At 61.8% G+C, this 21,212-nt stretch carries 22 protein-coding genes; 8 read left to right on the top strand and 14 right to left on the bottom strand.

Translation table 11 applies throughout. The features are described from left to right. Window positions 1-19 precede the first annotated feature (19 nt). Entirely contained in the window at window positions 20-910 is an 891-nt protein-coding gene (ubiA, locus tag J5M56_RS09715; RefSeq protein WP_186476159.1) for a 4-hydroxybenzoate octaprenyltransferase, read from the bottom strand. Next, the gene (locus J5M56_RS09710; protein WP_207936624.1) at window positions 910-1,467 is read right to left on the bottom strand and encodes a chorismate lyase; all 558 of its coding nucleotides are present in this window, start codon (window positions 1,465-1,467) and stop codon (window positions 910-912) included. The genes ubiA and J5M56_RS09710 overlap by 1 nt, the downstream gene beginning before the upstream one ends. Before the next feature lie 111 nt (window positions 1,468-1,578). Between J5M56_RS09710 and J5M56_RS09705 the strand changes: the two genes are divergently transcribed. The 4 genes from J5M56_RS09705 (at window position 1,579) to J5M56_RS09690 (ending at window position 3,920) form a co-directional block, all read left to right on the top strand. Further along, window positions 1,579-1,746, top strand: a complete 168-nt coding sequence (locus J5M56_RS09705) for a rubredoxin (RefSeq protein WP_060477248.1) — start codon at window positions 1,579-1,581, stop codon at window positions 1,744-1,746. 16 nt (window positions 1,747-1,762) lie between these two features. Continuing rightward, entirely contained in the window at window positions 1,763-2,911 is a 1,149-nt protein-coding gene (locus J5M56_RS09700; RefSeq protein ID WP_207936622.1) for an FAD-dependent oxidoreductase, read from the top strand. 187 nt (window positions 2,912-3,098) lie between these two features. Next, window positions 3,099-3,404, top strand: coding sequence for an HU family DNA-binding protein (locus J5M56_RS09695; RefSeq protein WP_060477246.1), 306 nt, complete (start codon window positions 3,099-3,101; stop codon window positions 3,402-3,404). 144 nt (window positions 3,405-3,548) lie between these two features. After that, window positions 3,549-3,920 carry a hypothetical protein gene (locus J5M56_RS09690; RefSeq protein WP_060477245.1) on the top strand — a complete coding sequence of 124 codons (372 nt, stop codon included), beginning with the start codon at window positions 3,549-3,551 and terminating at the stop codon, window positions 3,918-3,920. A gap of 113 nt (window positions 3,921-4,033) precedes the next feature. Here the strand turns inward: J5M56_RS09690 and J5M56_RS09685 are convergent, their stop codons facing one another. The 6 genes from J5M56_RS09685 to exbB form a co-directional block, all read right to left on the bottom strand. Next, the gene (locus J5M56_RS09685) at window positions 4,034-5,437 is read right to left on the bottom strand and encodes an aminoacyl-tRNA deacylase and HDOD domain-containing protein (protein ID WP_060477244.1); all 1,404 of its coding nucleotides are present in this window, start codon (window positions 5,435-5,437) and stop codon (window positions 4,034-4,036) included. Window positions 5,438-5,515: 78 nt separating this feature from the next. Then, a complete protein-coding gene (gene recG / locus J5M56_RS09680; RefSeq protein ID WP_060477243.1) occupies window positions 5,516-7,594 on the bottom strand; it encodes an ATP-dependent DNA helicase RecG in 2,079 nt (692 codons plus the stop codon). Between the two features lie 3 nt (window positions 7,595-7,597). Further along, complete coding sequence (locus J5M56_RS09675; protein ID WP_060477242.1) at window positions 7,598-8,524, bottom strand: hydrogen peroxide-inducible genes activator; 927 nt, start codon at window positions 8,522-8,524, stop codon at window positions 7,598-7,600. Between the two features lie 95 nt (window positions 8,525-8,619). Further along, window positions 8,620-9,354: an energy transducer TonB gene (locus J5M56_RS09670; protein WP_186476162.1), complete on the bottom strand. Its 735-nt coding sequence runs from the start codon at window positions 9,352-9,354 to the stop codon at window positions 8,620-8,622. Then, entirely contained in the window at window positions 9,351-9,779 is a 429-nt protein-coding gene (gene exbD, locus J5M56_RS09665; RefSeq protein WP_060477240.1) for a TonB system transport protein ExbD, read from the bottom strand. Before exbD ends, J5M56_RS09670 begins: the two co-directional genes overlap by 4 nt. 3 nt (window positions 9,780-9,782) lie before the next feature. Beyond that, on the bottom strand, window positions 9,783-10,739 hold the full coding sequence (gene exbB, locus J5M56_RS09660; RefSeq protein WP_207936620.1) for a tonB-system energizer ExbB: 957 nt from the start codon (window positions 10,737-10,739) through the stop codon (window positions 9,783-9,785). Window positions 10,740-10,930: 191 nt separating this feature from the next. Here exbB and J5M56_RS09655 point away from each other — a divergent pair, with 191 nt between their 5' ends. Next, window positions 10,931-11,788 carry an SDR family oxidoreductase gene (locus tag J5M56_RS09655; RefSeq protein WP_207936618.1) on the top strand — a complete coding sequence of 286 codons (858 nt, stop codon included), beginning with the start codon at window positions 10,931-10,933 and terminating at the stop codon, window positions 11,786-11,788. 36 nt (window positions 11,789-11,824) lie between these two features. Here the strand turns inward: J5M56_RS09655 and J5M56_RS09650 are convergent, their stop codons facing one another. The 5 genes from J5M56_RS09650 to J5M56_RS09630 form a co-directional block, all read right to left on the bottom strand. After that, complete coding sequence (locus J5M56_RS09650) at window positions 11,825-12,550, bottom strand: hypothetical protein (RefSeq protein ID WP_207936616.1); 726 nt, start codon at window positions 12,548-12,550, stop codon at window positions 11,825-11,827. A gap of 55 nt (window positions 12,551-12,605) precedes the next feature. Next, window positions 12,606-12,986 carry a RidA family protein gene (locus J5M56_RS09645; RefSeq protein WP_009684531.1) on the bottom strand — a complete coding sequence of 127 codons (381 nt, stop codon included), beginning with the start codon at window positions 12,984-12,986 and terminating at the stop codon, window positions 12,606-12,608. 23 nt (window positions 12,987-13,009) lie between these two features. Then, entirely contained in the window at window positions 13,010-15,118 is a 2,109-nt protein-coding gene (gene spoT / locus J5M56_RS09640) for a bifunctional GTP diphosphokinase/guanosine-3',5'-bis pyrophosphate 3'-pyrophosphohydrolase (protein WP_060477236.1), read from the bottom strand. 59 nt (window positions 15,119-15,177) lie between these two features. Then, window positions 15,178-15,441 carry a DNA-directed RNA polymerase subunit omega gene (rpoZ, locus tag J5M56_RS09635; RefSeq protein WP_016394025.1) on the bottom strand — a complete coding sequence of 88 codons (264 nt, stop codon included), beginning with the start codon at window positions 15,439-15,441 and terminating at the stop codon, window positions 15,178-15,180. 203 nt (window positions 15,442-15,644) lie between these two features. Continuing rightward, complete coding sequence (locus tag J5M56_RS09630) at window positions 15,645-16,517, bottom strand: LysR family transcriptional regulator (RefSeq protein WP_207936614.1); 873 nt, start codon at window positions 16,515-16,517, stop codon at window positions 15,645-15,647. Between the two features lie 206 nt (window positions 16,518-16,723). Here J5M56_RS09630 and J5M56_RS09625 point away from each other — a divergent pair, with 206 nt between their 5' ends. The 3 genes from J5M56_RS09625 (at window position 16,724) to J5M56_RS09615 (ending at window position 20,523) form a co-directional block, all read left to right on the top strand. Further along, window positions 16,724-18,106, top strand: coding sequence for a glutamine synthetase family protein (locus J5M56_RS09625; RefSeq protein ID WP_060477234.1), 1,383 nt, complete (start codon window positions 16,724-16,726; stop codon window positions 18,104-18,106). Window positions 18,107-18,110: 4 nt separating this feature from the next. After that, entirely contained in the window at window positions 18,111-18,866 is a 756-nt protein-coding gene (locus J5M56_RS09620) for a gamma-glutamyl-gamma-aminobutyrate hydrolase family protein (RefSeq protein ID WP_207936613.1), read from the top strand. 118 nt (window positions 18,867-18,984) lie between these two features. Continuing rightward, the gene (locus tag J5M56_RS09615) at window positions 18,985-20,523 is read left to right on the top strand and encodes an APC family permease (protein WP_186476167.1); all 1,539 of its coding nucleotides are present in this window, start codon (window positions 18,985-18,987) and stop codon (window positions 20,521-20,523) included. 31 nt (window positions 20,524-20,554) lie between these two features. On the opposite strand, the gene gmk is transcribed toward J5M56_RS09615, so the two are convergent. After that, window positions 20,555-21,211 carry a guanylate kinase gene (gmk, locus tag J5M56_RS09610; RefSeq protein WP_186476168.1) on the bottom strand — a complete coding sequence of 219 codons (657 nt, stop codon included), beginning with the start codon at window positions 21,209-21,211 and terminating at the stop codon, window positions 20,555-20,557. Window position 21,212: the final 1 nt, after the last annotated feature.

The following is a 21,212-nucleotide window of genomic DNA, read 5'->3' as shown; positions in this document are numbered from 1 at the left end:
TAGCCGCGAATCTGGGTAGCTAGCGTAGTGCGTAATCCAGCACCACCCCGATGAACACCAGCAACCCCGCCCAATGATTGTGCAGAAATGCCTTGAAGCATGACTCCCGGTCCCGCTTGCGCGTCGATCGGTACTCCCATGCAAAGCACGCCGCTGCGCCGAGCAAGCCCAGGTGGAACCAACCACCGAGCTCGAAGCGGCTGCCGGCCAGCAGCAAGCAGCCCAATGATAAAAGCTGCAAGGTCAGGATGATCGTGCGATCCGCGTCGCCGAACAGGATTGCGGTCGACTTCACCCCGATCTTCAGGTCGTCGTCGCGGTCGACCATGGCATAGTAAGTGTCGTAGCCCACGGTCCACAGCAAGTTGGCGATGTACAACAGCCAGGCACTGGCCGGCAACTCGCCTCCGGCTGCGGTGAAGGCCATGGGGATGCCCCACGAGTAGGCCGCACCCAGCACTACCTGGGGGTAGTAGGTGTAGCGCTTCATGAACGGGTAACTAAAGGCAAGGGCCACGGCGCCGAAGGACAGCCACACGGTGCGGCTATTGGTGCACAGCACCAGCAGAAAACTCACACCCACCAGAATCGCGAACAGAGCCAATGCCTCGCGCGGCTTGACCCGGCCACTGGCAAGCGGGCGATCGGCGGTGCGCTTCACATGGCCATCGACCTTGCGGTCGGCGAAATCGTTGATGCAGCAACCGGCAGCGCGCATCAGCACCACGCCCAGGCCGAATATCAGCACGTTGCTCAGGGTGGGCGAGCCTTGCCCGGCGATCCATACCGCAGTCAGGGTCGGCCACAACAGCAGGTAGATACCGATCGGCCGGTCCATGCGGCTAAGCTGGACGAAGTCCCAGGCCCTTGGATGCAGGCGGTTGAGTGATTTGAGCAAGTGCAGGTACATCAGCGGTTTTCCTCCTCGGCCGCTTGCCACAGGGCAGGCAGAAACACCTCGGCCACCAGCAGCTCCAGGCCGTCACGTGCGAAGCGTGAGCGGCGACCCCATAACCCCTCTTGCCGGACATCGGCTGGCAGCCAGGTATGTGGGTAGCGGCACACCTCGATGGGATGGCGGATGAACGCCTGATCGCAGAAGAGTATCTCGCCCAGTGAACGGCTACCCAGCGTTTCCAGGTCCAGGCCACCGCTTTCCAGGGCGCTGCGGCTGGCCACGCTGCGGGCGAACACCCACGGCTGGCCATGCCCGCGCAGAAACACCTCGCGCACCCACCCTTCGGCGCCTGGGGCGATGTTCAGGGCCAGGCATTCGTCTTCGCGCAGCGGTTGCCAGCCTTCGAACAGGGGGGTGACACTGAAGTGGTCCAGGGAAAGCCGGATCAGACGGCGAGTCAAGGAGCCTTCGTCGAACAGCCAGTCCAGGGTTGGCCGGTCGATGTCAGTGGCCAGCTGTGAATACGCCAGCCACGCGACAGCGGCTGCTTGCGGGGATTCGTACGACACGTCGGTATGCTTGATGACAGCCAGAGAGGCGGCGAGCTTAGCATGATTGCCCTGACTGCTTGCATAATGCCGGCCTACAACAAAACCTTCTCTACACCGAGGAAAAACCTGATGAAAAAGTGGCAATGTATCGTCTGTGGCCTGATCTATGACGAAGCCGAGGGTTGGCCAGACGACGGCATCCCGGCGGGCACCCGCTGGGAGGACGTGCCGGCAGACTGGTTGTGCCCTGACTGCGGTGTGGGCAAAAGCGATTTCGAAATGATCTCCATCGGCTGAGAAAGGAAACTGCGCCATGACGTCCCCCGTGGTAATCATCGGTACCGGACTGGCCGGCTACAACCTGGCCCGTGAATTTCGCAAGCTCGATGGCGACACGCCGTTGCTGCTGATTACCGCCGACGATGGTCGCTCCTATTCCAAACCCATGCTTTCCACAGGCTTCGCCAAGCAAAAGGACGCCGATGGCCTGTGCATGGCCGAGCCTGGGGCCATGGCCGAGCAACTGAAAGCCGAAGTCCGCACTCATACCCGTATCAGCGGGATCGATCCGGGTCATAAGCGCGTTTGGGTTGGTGAAGAGTCCATCGTCTATCGAGATCTGGTGTTGGCCTGGGGAGCCCAGACCGTGCAGGTGCCGATTGCAGGCGAGGCTGGCGATCGCGTGTTCCCGATCAATGACCTGGAGGATTACGCACGCTTTCGTGCCGCCGCCAAGGGCAGGCAGCGTGTGCTGATCCTCGGTGCGGGCCTGATTGGCTGCGAATTTGCCAACGACATGCGCTTGGGTGGCTTCGAGGTGGACGTGGTAGCACCTTGCGAGCAAATCATGCCGACCTTGCTTCATCCGGCTGCTGCTTCGGCCGTGCAGGCCGGTTTGCAGGGCTTGGGCGTGCGCTTTCACCTGGGGTCGGTGCTCAACCGTCTGGAGCAGGCTGGCGACAACTTGCAGGCGCATTTGTCCGACGGGCAGTTGATCCCTTGCGACTTGGTGGTTTCGGCCATTGGCCTACGCCCACGCATCGACCTTGCCGCAGCAGCGGGCCTTCAGACCAACCGTGGCGTGGTGGTGGACCGCGAGCTGCGCACCTCGCACAGCAATATCTTCGCCCTCGGCGACTGCGCTGAAGTGGACGGCATCAACTTGCTGTACGTCATGCCATTGATGGCCTGCGCCCGCGCTTTGGCCCAAACCCTTGCCGGTAACCCGACGGCGGTCGCCTATGGGCCTATGCCAATAACCGTGAAGACTCCAGCTTGCCCCTTGGTGGTGTCGCCACCGCCTGCGGGGCGTGATGGGAATTGGCTGGTCGAAGGGCAGGGCAGCGACCTGAAAGTGCTCTGCCGCGCCCCTGACGGCGAATTGCTCGGCTACGCCCTGACCGGCAGCGCAGTCATGGAAAAACTCGCGCTGAATCGGTTGCTGCCTCCCGTGATGGCGTGAATGACGGGCGTTCTGTCGGATTTATCCTGTTGATCCCAGCACAATGGCCGCCCCGATACTGGCGCGGCCTTGGCCGGCATGCCATTCTCAGTTGCGTCTGCCGCAGATTAGAGCCTGCGGTGCCTTGAACGCTGCTCCAATGGCAGCACGGCATAACAACAAGAAATTCCGTCAAAGAGGCTTCACTATGCGTAAACCAGAACTCGCCGCTGTCATTGCTGAAAAAGCCGACCTGACCAAGGAAAAGGCCAACCAGGTGCTGAACGCCATTCTCGACAGCATTACCGGTGCCTTAGACAAGGACACGGTCACCCTTGTCGGTTTCGGTACTTTTGAAAAACGTCACCGTGGCGCCCGCACTGGCAAGAACCCGCAAACCGGTGAACCGGTGAAGATCAAGGCCAGTAATACCGTTGCCTTCAAGCCTGGAAAAAACCTGCGCGACAGCGTTAATGCCCCCGCCAAGCCTGCCAAGCCTGCCAAGAAAAAGTGACTTGCGGCTGACCGTGCGTTGACCAGACGGGCGCCCAACGGCGCCCGTCATGCGTTCTCAGGGCTGATTGTTTCGAAATTGCATAATTGGTCCAGGAAAAGGATAGACTGCGCGCTTCAGTCATTTTTGAATCGAGGCGCGTTGATGAAGTTTCGCTTTCTTCTCTGGGCCATGGGGCTGTTGATGGCCAGGGCCAGCCGCAACAACCCAGCGTTTCAGCAGCAACTCAAGGGCAAGGACCTGGTATTCCAGATGCAGACGCTGGACGGCAAAGTAGCGCGGCACTTCATCGTCAGCGGCGAGCGTATCAGCAGCAAGGGTGGCAGCTACCCCCAGCCAGCCTTCGCCATCGCCTTCAAGGACGCAGCCTACGGCTTTGCCACTATGCAGGCCGGTAACAAACAGCTCGCGTTCATGCAGGGCATTCAAGACAAGAACATCCAGATCAAGGGCAATCCGGCGCTGGTGATGTGGTTTCAAGGGCTGATGAAATACCTGAAACCTAAGAAAAGCTGATCAACGACGACCTCGTACTCGGTGGAGCAACCTTAGTGGGCTACCCGCGAATGCGCCTGTGTTCGATCACAGTCCTCGCGGCTAAACCCACTCCAAAGGCGCCTGCTATGCCATCAGTGCGGAGCGTTGAGCTGCGAAGCCAGATCTCGTAGTAAAGCCTCAGCTTCAAGCACTTTGTTCACCACGTCGTCGGCCTTTTCCCGGCTAATGCCCAGGCGACTGAGCAGCTCATCCGGGATCTGTTCTTGCGGCCCCGAGCCTATACCGCGGGCACGCAACAGGCGGGTCGCCAGGCATACCAGGTTCGGATAGGCCGAGAACTCGCCGTCATAGGCCGGATCATGCTGAAACCGCAGCGCGGTAGACAGTTCTTCAGGCATGTCCCACAGCTTCATCAGCCAGGCGCCGATCTGCTCGCGGCTGATTCCCAGCAGATGCTGTTCCACGAAGGTGTGGTTCAGGTGAGGGTTGACCTCCAAATGCCGGCAAATCAGCGAGAAATGTGGCGGAAAGACGTGCGCCAGCAATAAATAGCCGAAGTTGTGCAGCAGCCCGGCGAGGTAGGTCAGGCCAGCCTCAGGGCGTTCGGCGCGGGGCATCGCACGGGTCAGGCCTTCGATGATGGCAGCGGTGTAGATCGACTGCTGCCAGTATGGCGTGGCCTGCTGCGGGTTGTCCTTGGGCAGGCTCAGGGTCTTGCCCAGAGCAAGGCCCAAGGCCAGGTTGATCACCAGGTCGAAACCCAGCACGCGGACGATGGCGTCCTCCACAGAGCGGATTTTGCCCGGCGACGCGTAGTAGGGCGAAGCGGCCCAGCTGACCACCTGGGCGGCCAGGGCTGGGTCGGTTTCAACTACACCGGTGATGTCGTCGATGCTGGCGTTAGGGTCGACCCGCAGTTTGATGATCTTTTGCGCGGTATCGGCCAATGGCGGGATTTCGATGGTTTCTTCCAGGCGCTTCTGAATGCGCCGGGCAGTGAATGCCTGGACAGCCTGGGTGATTTCCTTTGGGTCGTCATCCGGGCGGTCGAGGTTGGGGCGAATGTCGCGCACAGGTTGACCGAAGCTGCCGGCGCTAGCCTTGGCGAGCATTCGCTTGTAGTCGTCACGATGAATTTTCAGCAGCAAACCGGCTTCACCGGATTGAATCAGCAGGTATTGGGCGTCGAGCAATTTGCCTTCGTACAAGCACGGCGAGCTGGTCAGCGCTGGGATGGCCGGCAGAGCCTTGAGCTGGTGTTTGTCCAGCATCTGCTTCAGGCGCGGCACGGGTACGGCCTTGAGTTTACGGCCTGTCAACTCTTCAAGACGGTTGAGGTCCAGCAGCTTGCTATGGGGGAACAGCACCAGCAATGCACCGATCTCGTCATCAAGAAGAATCGCCTGCACCCGAGACTCGGCCGGCAGCTCAGAGTGCTCAGGCACCTCTTCGAAGCCCACGCGAAGTTTTTCGAGCAACAGCCGGATAACAGACGGTGCGTGTGGGGTTGCGGTGTCCAAGGCAACTTCAGTCATGGTCTGTATCCACAATTTCTTTTAAACGCGAAGTATAACCAGTCTGGTGGCAAGACTGGATCCATTCTGGGACTGTCGTCACACTTGGCCATATTGCTGGCCATGGCGCAGCCATCGATCGAGCAACGGGCTGACATGGTCCGGCCAGCGAGCCAGCAGGGCTTGAGCCGCGTCGCGTACCGCAGGGAGCAGGTCGGCATCGCGCATTAGATCGGCTACCTTGAACTGCAACAGCCCAGTCTGGCGCGTGCCCAGCATCTCGCCGGGGCCCCGCAACTCCAGGTCTTTCTCGGCGATGATGAAGCCGTCGTTGGTTTCGCGCATGATGCCCAGGCGTTCCCGCCCGATCTGTGACAGCGGTGGGTGGTAAAGCAACACACAGTGGCTGACCGCGCTGCCGCGGCCAACCCGGCCGCGCAGCTGGTGCAACTGAGCCAGGCCCAGGCGCTCGGGGTTCTCGATGATCATCAGGCTGGCATTGGGTACGTCGACGCCGACCTCGATCACCGTGGTGGCCACCAGCAATTGCAGTTCGCCCTGTTTGAACTGCGCCATGACCTCGGCCTTTTCGGCAGGTTTCATGCGGCCGTGAATCAGGCCCACGCGCAATTCGCCCAGTGCACTGCCCAGCTCTTCGAAGGTGCTCTCGGCCGCCTGGCAGGTGAGCTCTTCGGACTCTTCGATCAAGGTACACACCCAATAGGCCTGGCGCCCCTCGGCGCAGGCAGCGCGGACCCGTTCGACCACCTCGAAGCGGCGGCTATCGGCGACCAGCACGGTGTTGACGGGCGTGCGCCCTGGCGGCAGCTCGTCGAGGACCGAGGTGTCGAGGTCGGCGTAGGCGCTCATGGCCAAGGTGCGGGGGATCGGCGTTGCGGTCATGATCAGCTGGTGCGGGCACAGCTCGCCAGCCACGCCTTTCTTGCGCAGGGCCAGGCGTTGCTGCACACCGAAGCGGTGCTGCTCGTCGATGATCGCCAGCGCCAGGTGCTTGAAGCGGACTTCTTCCTGAAACAGTGCGTGGGTGCCAACTACCATTGGCGCACCCCCGGCAATCTGCTCCAAGGCGCTGGCGCGGGCCTTGCCCTTGAGCTTGCCGGCCAGCCAGGCCACTTCGATGCCTAGCGGCTCCAGCCAGCGCTTGAAAGTGATGTAGTGCTGCTCGGCAAGGATTTCTGTAGGTGCCATCAGCGCCACCTGATAGCCGGCTTCCAGGGCCTGCAGTGCGGCAAGGGCAGCAACTACGGTCTTGCCGGCGCCGACATCGCCTTGCACCAGGCGCAACATGGGTTCGTGCTGGCTCAGGTCGTAGGCAATTTCTTTGGCCACTCGGTGCTGCGCTCCGGTCGGCTGAAAGCCCAGGTTGGCCAGGTATTGCGCCTGCAGGCGTTTGGCCGGGGGCAGCACTGGTGCACGCAGGCAACGCAGGCTTTCGCGAAGGCGTTGCTGCGACAACTGATGGGTCAGCAGTTCTTCGAAAGCCAGGCGGTGTTGGGCCCAGTGCTGGCCTTCGGCGAGCTCGTCAAGATCGGCGTCTGCCGGTGGGTTGTGCAGGTAGCGGATGGCATCGTCCAGTGGCGCCAGGTGGTAGTCGCGGGCCAACTCATCGGGCAGCCAATCGGGCAGGCTGCGCGGGCCGAGCATGGCCAGGCTCTGCTGGCAAAGCACCCGCAGGCGTTGCTGGGTAAGACCTTCGGTGGAGGGGTAGATCGGTGTCAGGGTCTGCTCGACCGGTGGCGGTGGCTCGTCGCCGTTGAGCGCTCGGTATTCGGGGTGGTAAATCTCAAGGCCCGAGGCGCCAGGGCGAGCTTCCCCATAGCAGCGCAGATGGGTACCGCGCTTGAGGCCTTCTTTCTGCGCATTGCTGAAGTGATAGAAGCGCAGGCTCAGCACACCGGTACCGTCACCCAAGCGCACCACCAGGCTGCGGCGCTTGCCCATGGTCACGTCAGCGCCGCTGACCACGCCCTCGATCACTGCGTCCTGGCCAGGCCGCAGTTGGCCGATGGGCACCACGCGGGTGCGGTCCTGGTAACGCAGGGGTAGGTGGAACAGCACATCCTGAAGGTTTTCCAGGCCCACCTTGGCGAGCTTTTCCGCCATGGCATCGCCTACGCCCTTGAGCGCCGTGACCGGAACCTTCGACAACTCCGTCATGAATCAGGCCGTTTGTTGCGCAGGTGATTTGGCCACCGAGCACAGGCGTATCGAGTCGGCGAGGATCTCGATGGCCTTGGGCCGGGGGAAGCTGGCGCGCCAGGCGATGGCTACGGTTCGGAAGGGTGCTGGCGCAGTCAACGGACGCACCTCGATGACCCCAGGTGCATAGTGATGGCTGTGCACGGCCGACAGCGGCAGGATCGAAACACCCAGCCCTGAGGCAACCATGTGGCGGATGGTTTCCAGCGAGCTGGATTCGACCGTGGTGTGCTTGGACCCTTCACCTCCTTTGTTCAGCGTCGGGCAGGCTTCCAGCACCTGGTCGCGGAAGCAGTGGCCCTCGCCGAGCAGCAGCAGGCTCTTGTCGTTGAGCAGGGCGGTGTCGATGGTCTTCTTGGCCGTCCAGGGATGGTCGGCGGGCATCAGCGCACAGAACGGTTCATCGTACAGCGGCAGGGTCAGCACATCGGCTTCGTTGAACGGCAAGGCGATGATAACTGCGTCCAGCTCGCCGTTGCGCAGCTTCTCGCGCAGTACATGGGTGAAGTTTTCTTCGATGTACAACGGCATCTGCGGTGCAACGCGATGCAACTGCGGGATCAGGTGCGGGAACAGATATGGGCCGACGGTATAGATGGCACCGACCTTGAGCGGCGCGGTGAGCTGATTCTTGCCGGCTTGAGCCAGTTCACGAATGCCCTGCGCCTGCTCCAGCACCTTTTGTGCCTGAGCCACGATGCTTTCGCCGACCGGGGTAAGGCGCACGGCGCTTTTGCTGCGCTCGAAAATCAGTACACCAAGCTCGTCCTCGAGCTTTTTCACGCCAACCGACAGGGTGGGTTGGCTGACGTGGCAGCGCTCGGCGGCATGGCCGAAGTGCTGCTCCTGAGCGAGCGTGACGATGTAGCGTAATTCTGTGAGGGTCATAACGTGCGTCCATGAAGTTGCGAGCCCAGCATAGCGGCTGCAATCGATAGACGCACGTTATCAGAGTTGCCGGTTTGTGACAGAAACAAAAAATATCAGCGGCGGTCCAGTGAGTAGACGAATGGTGCGACTACTTCAATGGTGCCGTTGGTCAGCAACTCGGCCGGTGGCTTGGGCACCGTGCCAGCTCGGCGGATCATTTCCAACGTCGCCCGGTCCAGTGATGCGCTACCAGAACCGCCTGCCAGGGTGTACGACACCACCTTGCCCTCGGCGTCGACCACGAAACGCAAGCGGTTGATACCTTGCAGGCCGCGGCGGCGAGCGTCTTCGGGGTAGCGCTTGTACTTGGCCAGATGGCGCAGCAGGTCGCTCTGCCAGGTCGGCAGCGCTTTACTGTTGGCGGCGATGCTGGGGGCCGGTGCTGCCGATTTTTGCGGTGGCGTGTTGCTTGGCGGCGTGTCGGCTACCTGCTCTTTGGCCGGTGGCTCATCCTTTGGCGGCTCAGGCTTCTTCACAGGCTTGGGCGGCTGAGGCTTGGGCTTTGGCTTGACCGGCTTGGCGACGGCGATCTTCGGTTTGGGCGCCTCGGCCACCTTCGGCAGTGGCGGTTCTTCGACCGGTGCCGGTGGCTGCGGGGCGGCTTTCGGAGGGGGCGGTGGCGCAGGCTCAGGCAGCGGCGCCAGCTCGACCATCATCGCTGCCGGTGGCAGTTCGATGGCCTGGGGCACCGACCAGTTGAGCGTCAGCAGCACGGCGACCACGTGCACGCCCAGCACGATCGCCAGGCTGACAGCGTAGCGCGCCACGTTTGAGCGCGGTTTCGTCATTTCTTGGCTGCCGTCTCGAGACCTACCAGACCGACCTTGAGGTAGCCGGCCGCGCGCAGGTTGTTCATCACTTCCATCAGGTCACCGTAATCCACGCCCTTGTCGGCCTGGAAGAAGATGGTGGTTTCCTTGTCGCCCTTGGTCTTGGCGTCGAGCATCGGGCCAAGCTGTGCCGGAGCGAGCACCTGATCGTCGCCGATATACAGCTTCTGGTCGGCCTTGACGCTGACGAACACCGGTTTCTCGGGCCGTGGCGCCGGCTTAGCGGTCGATGCCGGTAGGTCGACCTTGATGTCCACCGTGGCCAAGGGCGCTGCAACCATGAAGATGATCAGCAGCACCAGCATCACGTCGATGAACGGCGTTACGTTGATTTCGTGGTTTTCGGCGAGGTCGTCGCCACCTTCGTTCAGATGCAGGCCCATGGCTTACCCCACTTTCACCATGTGCGGGGCGGCGCGCTCGCTGCCTTGGTGGTCCAGGTCGCGGCTGACCAGCAGCAGCACCTGGGCAGAGGCGTCGGACACCTGCGCCTTGTAGCCGGCGATGGAACGGGCGAAGACGTTGTAGATGACCACTGCCGGAATCGCTGCGACCAGGCCCAGGGCGGTAGCCAGCAGGGCTTCGGCGATACCTGGGGCAACCACGGCCAGGTTGGTGGTCTGGGTTTTGGCGATGCCGATGAAGCTGTTCATGATGCCCCATACGGTACCGAACAGGCCCACGAATGGCGCGGTAGACCCGATGGTGGCAAGCACGCCGGTGCCGCTGCTCATGGCCCGGCCGCTGGCCGCTACCAGGCGCTCCAGACGGAAGCTGACGCGCTCTTTGATGCCTTCCTTCTCGCGGGTGTTGGCCGACAAACGCATCTCTTCGAGAGCGTCATGGACCAGGGTATGGGCCAGGGTGCCTTCTTTATTGGAGACATCGCTGGCTTCTTTGAGGCTGACCGACTTCTTCAACGCAGCGATTTCGCCACGCAAGCGGCGCTTGGCGCCCATTAGCTCGAAGCCCTTGGCGATCCAGATGGTCCAGGTGATGATCGAAGCGATGGCCAAGCCGATCATCACGATCTTCACGACGATATCGGCGTTCTTGTACATGCCCCATGGCGAAAGGTCGTGAGCCATGCCCAGCGAGGTATCTTCAACCAGCTGCTCAACGGCCGGGTCGGCGGCAGGTGCATTGGGCGCTGAGGTGGCCTGGCCTTCGGCGGCGGGCGCTGCCGGTGCTGCTGGAGCGGCTGCGGCTGCAGGCGTTGCGGCATTGGCGGCAGGCTCATCGGCCATGGCTACCGGGGCCAGCACCAGGCTGAACAGCAGCGCGGCAATGGCGCGCCAGGCGCGCGACGGGTTTGGCGAAGCGGAGGGTTGAGTACGTGTCATGCTAGCCGGACCTGATGAAGAAGAAAGTGTGTGTTCTCCAAGGCCTCGAGGTAGGCCGAGAACAGATAGGGGTGCCATTATTGCAAGTAATTCTTGTTAACAAAAGTAATATTGTTGCTTTATCAACCCGAGGTCTAGCCGTCTATCGTGTAATCCGGCTAGCCTGACCCTTTGCTTCAGGGAGTTTTTCGATGTCAGGCCTTAGCGCGCTTATCGTGGGATGTGGTGATGTAGGCGGCCGGTTGGCCTGCCAGCTGCTGGCCAAAGGCTGGCAGGTCAGCGGTCTGCGCCGCTCTGTCGGGCAGCTTCCAGCGGGCGTTGCACCGATTGCCGCCGACCTGTCGGACCCGAGCATCCCGCAGGCCTGGCCGCAGCATTCGCCGGACTATCTGGTCTATTGTGTAGCTGCCAGCCAGCATGACGAGGCGGGCTATCAGGCGGCCTACGTCGACGGCCTGCGCCATGTGCTGGCGTGGCTTGCCCTGCGCGGCCAGCGCCCCCGCCGTCTGCTATTCGTCTCCAGCAGCAGTGTATTCGCTCAGAAGGACGGCCAATGGGTCGACGAATCGGCCGCCACCGAGCCTGAAGGCTATTCCGGCAAGGTTATGCTGCAGGCCGAGAGGTTGGCGCTGGCAAGTGGCATACCTGCCAGTGTGGTGCGCCTTACGGGTATCTACGGGCCGGGCCGCGAGTGGCTGCTGAGCCAGGTACGTCAAGGCTATCGGGTAGTCGAGCAGCCGCCGCTGTACGGTAATCGGATTCATGCAGAAGATGCGGCAAGCCTGATGGCTTTTCTCTTGCAGGCCGATGCCGACGGCGTGGCGCTGGACGATTGCTACATTGGTGTCGACGACGACCCGGCGCCCCTGGCCGAAGTGGTGGGCTGGTTGCGGGGGTACCTTGGGGTCACCCAGTGGTCCGACGAACAGCGCGTGCGGCGTACCGGCAGCAAGCGCTGCAGCAACGCCCGAGCACGGGCGTTGGGTTGGGTGCCTGAGTATCCAAGCTACAAGGAAGGCTATGCAGCAATCCTGGCAGGCCAGCGCTGATCGATGAGCCAGCGCCGGCCCGGCTCAAGTCGGGCGTTAGTCCCGTTCCAGCACCCACTGCTGCGCCCCTGGCGACAACTGCGGAATCTCATCTGCCTGGGCGGTATTAACTGCCTGGTAGATGGTCAGTTTGTTGCCGTCACGCTTGAAAATGAACGGCGCGCCGCGCTGGTTGCGCTCCAGCCACAGGCTATCGTTGCTGCCACCCATGCTGGCGCAGTCGCCGGCCAGGCACAGGGCGAAACGATCCGGGCCTGGCAGCCCGGTGACAGTGCCGGTATCGCTGAAGCGAACGATACCGCCTTTGCCCTGACCTTCGAGGACCTTCCAGTCACCACCGAGGTAGGCCTGGTAAAGCGCCTTCTCAAAGCTAGCGCCCAGTGGCGTGTTACCGGGCTGTTCGACGCGCACGAAGGTTTGTTCGGCACCGCTCTGGCTGATGGCTTTGAGCTCGTCGCCATCGAGCTCTAGCTGTTCGGTCTGGCCGCCCTCGAAGCTCGCTTGCCAATTTTTCTGGTTGGCGCTGAGCTGGCCGTCAGCCGCCTCGAAGCCGTTGCTGTAGCTGGCCTGCTGATGCGCAACGTCGAGCTTCCATTCGAAGATCGGGCCGTTTTCGTTCAGTGCTTGGCGCAGGCTGCCGCCTTTGTTGGCGGCCTTGATGGCCTCCTGGTTGATCCAGGTACCGTTGAAGTCTTCAGGTTTGTGGCTGGCGCAGCCGCCCAGAAGCAGGGCTGCCAACGCGAGGGGCAGTGCTTGTCGCATGACGGGATAACCTTGCAAAAGAGAGTGACGGGCATGGCGCCCGTCACCAGGGGCGTCATTCGATGACCAGGATGGCATCCATTTCGACCTGGGCGCCTTTTGGCAGCGCGGCTACGCCGATGGCGGCGCGAGCGGGGTACGGCTGTTCGAAGTAGCGGCCCATGACTTCATTGACCTTGGCGAAGTGGCTCAGGTCGGTGAGGAAGATGTTCAGCTTGACGATGTCCTTGAACGAACCGCCTGCTGCTTCAGCCACGGCCTTGAGGTTTTCGAACACCTGCACGGTCTGGGCTTCGAAGCCCTCGACCAGTTCCATGGTCTTTGGGTCGAGGGGAATCTGCCCTGACATGTAGACAGTGTTGCCGGCCTTGATCGCCTGGGAGTAGGTGCCGATAGCGGCAGGGGCCTTGTCGCTGTTGATGACGGTCTTGCTCATGATGACTCCTTGCGGTTGGCGGACTACGTACGCATGCGGGTGATGCGGACCACGCCGGTCAAGGTACGCAGCTTCTTGATCACACGTGCCAGGTGCACACGATCATGCACGCTGACCACCAGTTGGACCACGCTGATACGGCCGTCGCGTTCGTCCATGCTGATCTTCTCGATGTTGCCGTCCGCCGCGTTGACGCTGCTGGCCAGCAACGCAATCAGGCCGCGCTGGTGTTCAAGCTCGACACGCAGCTCGACGTTGAATTCGCCAGCGATGTCCTTGGCCCAGGAAAGCTGTACGCACTTTTCCGGGTTGTGGCGGATTTCACTGATATTGCGGCAGTTTTCCAGGTGCACGACCATGCCCTTGCCTGCAGACAGGTGGCCGACGATGGGGTCGCCCGGGATGGGTGTGCAGCACTTGGCATAGCTCAAGACCAGGCCTTCGGTGCCGCGAATGGCCAGCGGCCCTTCCGGCGCCGGCAGCTGTTCGCCTTCGGCAGAAAGCAGCCGGCGAGCGACCACGTAGGCCATGCGGTTGCCCAGGCCTATGTCTTCGAGCAGGTCTTCGATCAGCTCCAGGCGGTATTCGGCCAGAATGGCCTGGACGCGTTCCTGAGGGATTTTTTCAAGGCTGCTGTCGAAGCCGGTTAGCACTTTATTCAGCAGGCGCTCGCCAAGGCTGATCGACTCCGAACGGCGCTGCTGCTTGAGGGCATGGCGAATGTGTGTGCGCGCCTTGCCAGTGACCACGAAGTTGAGCCACGCCGGATTTGGCCGTGCGCCAGGGGCGCTGACGATTTCAACCGTCGAGCCGCTTTGCAGCGGTTCGGACAGTGGTGCCAGGCGGCGGTTGATGCGGCAGGCGATGCAGCTGTTGCCCACGTCGGTATGCACCGCGTAGGCGAAGTCGACGGCGGTGGAGCCCTTGGGCAGCTCCATGATCCGGCCTTTTGGCGTGAACACGTAGACCTCGTCCGGGAACAGGTCGATCTTCACGCTTTCGATGAATTCCAGCGAGTTGCCAGCGCGCTGCTGCAGCTCGAGGATGCCCTTGACCCACTGCCGGGCGCGGGCGTGGTTGCCCTTGGGCTGCTCGTCTGCGTTGGACTTGTACAGCCAGTGGGCAGCGATACCATTGTTGGCCATTTCTTCCATTTCGCGGGTGCGAATCTGGATTTCGATGGGCACCCCGTGCATGCCGAACAGCGTGGTATGCAACGACTGATAGCCGTTGGCCTTGGGAATCGCGATGTAATCCTTGAAGCGCCCGGGCAGCGGCTTGTACAGGTTGTGCACCGCGCCGAGCACACGGTAGCAGGTGTCTACCTTGTCGACGATGATGCGGAAGGCGTAAACGTCCATGATCTCGTTGAAGGCGCGGCGCTTGCCCCGCATCTTCTTGTAGATGCCGTAGAGGTGTTTCTGCCGGCCGCTGATCTCGCCTGCAATACCATCGGCTGCCAGGCAATTGGCCAGCGATTGCTCGATTTTGGCGACGATCTCTTTACGGTTGCCGCGCGCGCTTTTCACCGCCCGGTGAATCAGCGACGAACGCATCGGGTGCATGGCTTTGAAGCCAAGGTCCTCGAACTCCACGCGCACCGTATGCATGCCTAGACGGTTGGCGATGGGGGCGTAGATCTCGAGTGTTTCCTTGGCGATGCGCCGGCGTTTTTCGCCGGACAGCACTTCCAGAGTGCGCATGTTGTGCAGGCGGTCAGCGAGCTTGACCAGGATCACGCGTATATCGCGGGCCATGGCCATGGCCATCTTCTGGAAGTTCTCGGCCTGCGCCTCGGCTTTGGTCTCGAAGTTCATCTGGGTCAGTTTGCTGACCCCATCGACCAGCTCGGCCACGGTCTCGCCAAACTGCTGGCAGAGGGCTTCTTTGGCGATACCAGTGTCTTCGATCACGTCGTGCAGCATGGCCGCCATCAGGCTCTGATGGTCCATGTGCATGTCGGCGAGGATGCTGGCCACTGCCAGCGGATGGGTCACGTATGGCTCGCCGCTGCGGCGGCGCTGCCCGTCGTGGGCCTGTTCGGCGTAGAAATAGGCGCGCCGGACCAGGTTGACCTGTTCAGGCCCCAGATAGGTCGACAGCCGTTCGGCTAAGGCTTCTATGCCTGGCATGGTTTCACCTCTTGCCGAGCAAGAGGGCCTTGTGCCGCGCGACGTCGACAGGGCATGGATCAGACAGCCTCGTTGGACTCGTCCTCGAACGCGGCGAAGACCGGATCCTCGGTGACGATCTCTTCTGCAGCGATGAACTCAGGGGTCACGATGCCTTCGGCGATTTCGCGCAGGGCGACCACGGTCGGTTTGTCGTTTTCCCATGCTACGCGTGGCTCTTTGCCGCCGGTAGCCAGTTGACGGGCACGCTTGGTCGAGAGCATGACCAGCTCAAAACGGTTATCCACGTGTTCCAGGCAGTCTTCAACAGTTACGCGGGCCATGGTCTTCCTCAGTAGCAAATGCGATAGGCGTGCAGCCCAATACGGGCAGGCGGACTCGATAGTTTAAAAAATCACCAGCCAATAGGGAAGCGCTGTTTTATCGAGACTCCCGCAAGCCATTGATGTCATCGTACCCGTTGGGCGCAGGTTCAACCGCGAAAGGGCCGCAGCAGAGCTCTTCGATGCCTGTTCTGACGATAACCTCAGAGCATTGCATCCCGCAACAGCGGCGTCAGTTCTTCGAACAACGTCTGCACCGACCGTAGTGCCCGGCAGTCCGGGCGGGTCAGCAGCCACAACTGGGTATCGCACCCTGGTAGCGCCCCGTTCAACGCATCCACTCCCGGCAACGCATCGACCATATAGTCAGGCAGCGCTGCCACGCCTAACCCGGCGCTGACCAACTGGGCGATGGTCGACATGCCACTGCACTGGTATCGCGGGCTTAACCCAGGATACTGCTGGTTGCGCCAGACCACGGTGGGGTGGTCCTGCATCGAATCGTCGGGGGCGATCCACGGCACGCTGCTGGGCGATTCATTCAAGCGCTCGCGCCATTGCGGCTGACCGCAAATCACATAGGAGGTCGAACCCAGGCAGCGCCCGACCAAATGTTCTGGCGGAGTGTTGGTCAGGCGCAGGGCGATGTCCGCGTCACGCCGGCTGAGGTTGGCGAAGGTGTTGGAGGTGCCCATCTCCAGCGACAACGCCGGGTAGTTCGGCATGAACACAGCCAGCGCGGGCAGTAGCAGGCTGTGCATCACCGCCTCGGTGCAGGTCAAGCGCACGGTGCCGCTGACCACTTGCTCACCGCTGGTCATGGCGATGCGCGCAGCCTCAAGCGCCTGCTCGGCGCGTTCGGCCTGTTCGGCCAGGGCCTGGGCCGTGTCGGTCGGCAGGTAGCCCTTGCGGCTTTTCACGAACAGCGCGGTGCCCAGTGCCGACTCCAGCCGACGGATCGAGCGGAACACCGTGGAAACGTCGACCTTGAGCAGTTCGGCGGCCTTTGCCAATGAGCGCCCGCGTTCCAGTGCCAGTACCAGGGAGAGGTCGGCGTGGGTAATTTGATATTGCATGGGTGCACGCTCTGCTTGCCGAAATGCCAATGTCTGTTGCGCTAGGGCCATTTTATAGTGAAACGGCCCCCGGGAATCAATGCGCCCGGTCGGGTCATCAATCCCCACGATGGGAAAGTGAAAAACAACAACAGCTGCAACCATCGTCGCCCGTGAGGCGCCAGCCGTACCCCCACATCGCCGCAGCAAATCATAGGATGTAAGCCATGACGTCGGTCACCCCGTGCGCCAGTACTTCCAGCGAGATGAATGACTTTCTTCAGGCCCATCCGGATACGCAGTACGTCGACCTGCTGATTTCCGACATGAACGGCGTGGTACGCGGCAAGCGCATCGAGCGCGCCAGCCTGCACAAGGTGTACGAAAAAGGCATCAACCTGCCGGCCTCGTTGTTCGCCCTCGACATCAACGGCTCGACTGTCGAAAGCACAGGCCTGGGCCTGGACATCGGCGATGCCGACCGCATCTGTTACCCAATTGCCGGCACGCTGTCGGACGAGCCGTGGCAAAAGCGCCCCACCGCCCAGTTGCTGATGACCATGCACGAACTCGACGGTGCGCCGTTCTTCGCCGACCCACGCGAAGTGCTGCGCCAGGTGGTGAGCAAGTTCGACGCCATGGGCCTGGATATCTGCGCCGCGTTCGAACTGGAGTTCTACCTGATCGATCAGGACAACCTCAACGGCCGCCCGCAACCGCCGCGCTCGCCCATCTCGGGCAAGCGCCCGCAGTCGACTCAGGTGTACCTGATCGACGACCTCGACGAATACGCCGACTGCCTTCAGGACATGCTCGAAGCCGCCAAGGAGCAAGGGCTGCCGGCTGACGCCATCGTCAAGGAAAGTGCCCCGGCGCAATTTGAGGTCAACCTGCATCACGTCGCCGACCCATTGAAAGCCTGCGATTACGCGATCCTGCTCAAGCGGCTGATCAAGAACGTCGCCTACGATCATGAAATGGACACCACATTCATGGCCAAGCCCTATCCGGGCCAGGCGGGCAACGGCTTGCACGTGCACATCTCGCTGCTGGACAAGAAAACCGGCAAGAACATCTTCGCCCATGAAGACCCGCTGCAAAGCGATGCCCTGCGCCATGCCATCGGCGGGGTGCTCGAGACCATGCCAGCGTCGATGGCCTTTCTATGCCCGAACATCAACTCCTACCGCCGCTTCGGCGCGCAGTTCTACGTGCCGAACGCGCCAAGCTGGGGCCTGGACAACCGCACCGTAGCCGTTCGCGTTCCCACCGATAGCAGCGAGAACGTTCGCATCGAGCACCGTGTCGCAGGCGCTGATGCCAACCCCTATCTGATGCTGGCGGCCATCCTAGCCGGTATCCATCACGGTTTGACCAGCAAGGTCGAGCCCGGCCCCCCCATTGAAGGCAACTCCTACGAGCAACTGGAGCAGAGCCTGCCGAACAACCTGCGCGATGCCTTGCGCGCGCTGGATGACAGTGAAGTGCTCAACCAATACATCAGCCCGGACTACATTGATATCTTCGTGGCCTGCAAGGAAAGTGAGCTGGCCGAGTTCGAAGTTTCGATTTCCGACCTCGAGTACAACTGGTACCTGCACACGGTGTAAGCCCATGAGCGCAATTGCGGTCCCTTTGATCGGTATCAGCGCCTGCCGCCAGCAGGTGGGGAAGAACTCGTCGCATACGGTAGGTGACAAGTATGTCGAGGCAGCGGGCTTCGCCGGGTTGCCGCTGATTCTGCCGGCCCGTGATGGTGGCAGCGACAGCCAGGCCTTGCTGGCCCGGCTCGATGGCATTGTTTTCACCGGCTCGCCTTCTAATATCGAGCCGCATCATTACAATGGCGCCGCCAGCGCCGATGGCACACGTCACGACGTTGCCCGTGACCGCCTGACCTTGCCGTTGCTGCAGGCAGCAATTGCAGCAGGCGTGCCGGTGTTTTGCATCTGCCGTGGCTTCCAGGAATTGAACGTGGCCCTGGGCGGCAGCCTGCACCAACGCGTGCAGGAACTGCCCGGCTACCTGGACCATCGCGAACCTGAGGATGCGCCCCTGCAGGTGCAATACGGGCCTCGCCACCCTGTCAGCGTCGAACCTGGCGGGTTGTTCGAGCGCCTGGGCCTGGCTGCACAGTTTGAGGTCAACTCGCTGCACAGCCAGGGCATCGACCGCTTGGCCCCAGGCCTGCGGATCGAGGCACGGGCACCGGATGGCCTGATCGAAGCGGTGTCCATGCCCGATGCGCCAGGCTTTGTGCTTGGCGTGCAATGGCACCCTGAATGGCGTTTCGCCGACAACCCGGTCTCCCGGCGTCTTTTCCAGGCGTTCCGCGAGGCCTGCATTGCCCATGCTGCACGAGGGGCCTGACCATCAGTCAGGTAAAAGTCCGGGATGACGCTCAACCGGCAGCGCGCTTTCAATGAGTGGAAGCAGGCCTTGGGAACGGGGCCTGTGAAAACAATTCCAATAGTTACGGCATAAACTCATGAGCAATTACACAGAAGCCGGCCGCCCACCCGATGTGGCCGACTCGGGCACCATTCAACGCAGCAAAGGGCTAGCCAAAGGCCGCCTTGGCCTGCTGGCCAGCGTGGTACTTGGCATTTCCACCATTGCGCCGGTCTACACCCTCACCGGCGCCCTTGGCCCAACCGTACGTGAGGTCGGTGCTCATCTTCCTGCCGTGTTCATCGTCGGTTTCCTGCCGATGTTGCTGGTTGCCTTGGGCTACCGGGAGCTCAATTCCGCCGAGCCGGACAGCGGCACTTCGTTTACCTGGTCGGCCCGGGCGTTCGGCCCGATGATCGGCTGGATCGGTGGCTGGGGGCTGGTGGTTGCCACTACCATCGTGTTGTCCAACCTGGCGGGGGTTGCCGTCGACTTTTTCTACCTGTTCCTTAGCCAGATCACTGGCCACCACGGCCTGGCAGCCTTGGCCGACAACCTGTTGGTCAACATCGCCACCTGTTGTGTGTTCATCGCACTGGCAGTGTGGATTTGCTGCCGCGGCATGGCCACCACCATGACCGTGCAGTACGGTTTGGTGGCGCTACAACTGTTGGTATTGCTTGGCTTCGCCTTCGCGGCCTTCGGCGGCGCTACCGCACCGCCACCGCTGGCCTTCGATTTCGCCTGGTTCAACCCGTTTGGCGTCGAGTCGTTCTCGGCGTTCGCTGCCGGGCTGTCATTGTCGATCTTTATTTTCTGGGGTTGGGACGTTTGCCTGACGGTCAGCGAAGAGTCGGTCGGCAGCGAAGAAGTGCCAGGCAAAGCAGCAACCTGGACAGTGCTGCTGATCCTTGGCCTATACCTGATCACCGCCATCGCCACGTTGCAGTTCGCCGGCATCAGCGAGCAGGGTCTGGGCCTGAATAACCCGCGCATCCAGGAAAACGTGTTTGCCCACCTGGCAGGCCCGGTGATGGGGCCGCTTGCGATTCTGATGTCGATCGCCGTGCTGGCCAGCACTGCAGCGTCGTTGCAGTCGACCTTCGTGTCGCCGGCCCGCACGTTGCTAGCCATGGGGTACTACGGCGCGGTGCCGCAGAAGTTCGCCAGCGTCTGCCCGCGTTCGCAGACCCCGCGTTATGCGACCATCTGTGCTGGCGTTGCGGCGGGGCTGTTCTACGTCACCATGCGCACCCTGAGCGAGAACGTGCTGGCCGATACCATCACAGCCCTGGGCATGATGATCTGCTTCTATTACTCACTCACGGCCTTTGCCTGTGTCTGGTACTTCCGCAGCAGCCTGTTCGGCAGCTTGCGCCACTTCTTCATGCGCGGCCTGTGCCCCCTGGTGGGCGGGGTGATCCTTTCGGTGATTTTCGTGCGGACAGTCATCGACAGCGCCTCACCGGAATTCGGCAGCGGCTCGCATGTGGCGGGGGTGGGCCTGGTGTTCGTGATCGCGGCGATCATCTCGGCGCTGGGGATCGTGCTGATGATGATCTCGCGGATGCGCGCACCGGCTTACTTCCTGGGCGCGACCTTGCGTCAGCAGGCCACGTTGCCATTGCCGGAATGAACGAAGGGGCCGCTATGCGGCCCCTTCCGTTTCAGCCTATCAACTGCTTGAGCAGCGCTTGATGGCGCTGCTGTTGTTTCTCAAGCTTGAGTTCTTCGGCGCGGGCGAGCGCGGCAGCATCACCCTCGCGGTTGGCCGCGAACACAGCTTTCAAATCTTCCAGCGCTTCGTTGAAGTCGTCATTGACGATGACGTATTCGTACTCATCGTAATGCACCATCTCGCTGACCGCTTCCTTCATACGCCCGGCGATGATCGCTTCGCTGTCCTGGCCGCGACCGTCCAGGCGCTGGCGTAGCGCTTGCTGGCTGGGCGGCAGGATGAACACCGAACGTGCCTCGGGCATCAGCTTGCGTACCTGCTGAGCGCCTTGCCAGTCGATCTCCAGGATCAGGTCGTTGCCCTGGTCGAGCACCTGCTGCAGGGCACTACGCGAAGTACCGTAGAAGTTACCGAACACTTCGGCGTGCTCAAGGAAGTCACCCTTGGCGATCAGCCCCTTGAAGTCGTCGTGGCTGACGAAGTGGTAGTTCACACCGTGCTGCTCGCCCGGGCGCATGGCACGGGTGGTGTGCGAGACCGAGACACTGACCCGCGGGTCGGCTTCGATGAGGGCAGTGACCAGGCTGGTCTTGCCGGCGCCAGAGGGTGCCGAAACGATATAGAGGGTGCCGCTGGTTGGATTCATG

Origin of the sequence: Pseudomonas sp. 51_B (assembly GCF_017491595.1) — a bacterium.
Taxonomy (GTDB): domain Bacteria; phylum Pseudomonadota; class Gammaproteobacteria; order Pseudomonadales; family Pseudomonadaceae; genus Aquipseudomonas; species Aquipseudomonas promysalinigenes.
The sequence above is the reverse complement of the archived record's forward strand: the minus strand, read 5'-3'. Positions and strand labels throughout refer to the sequence as shown.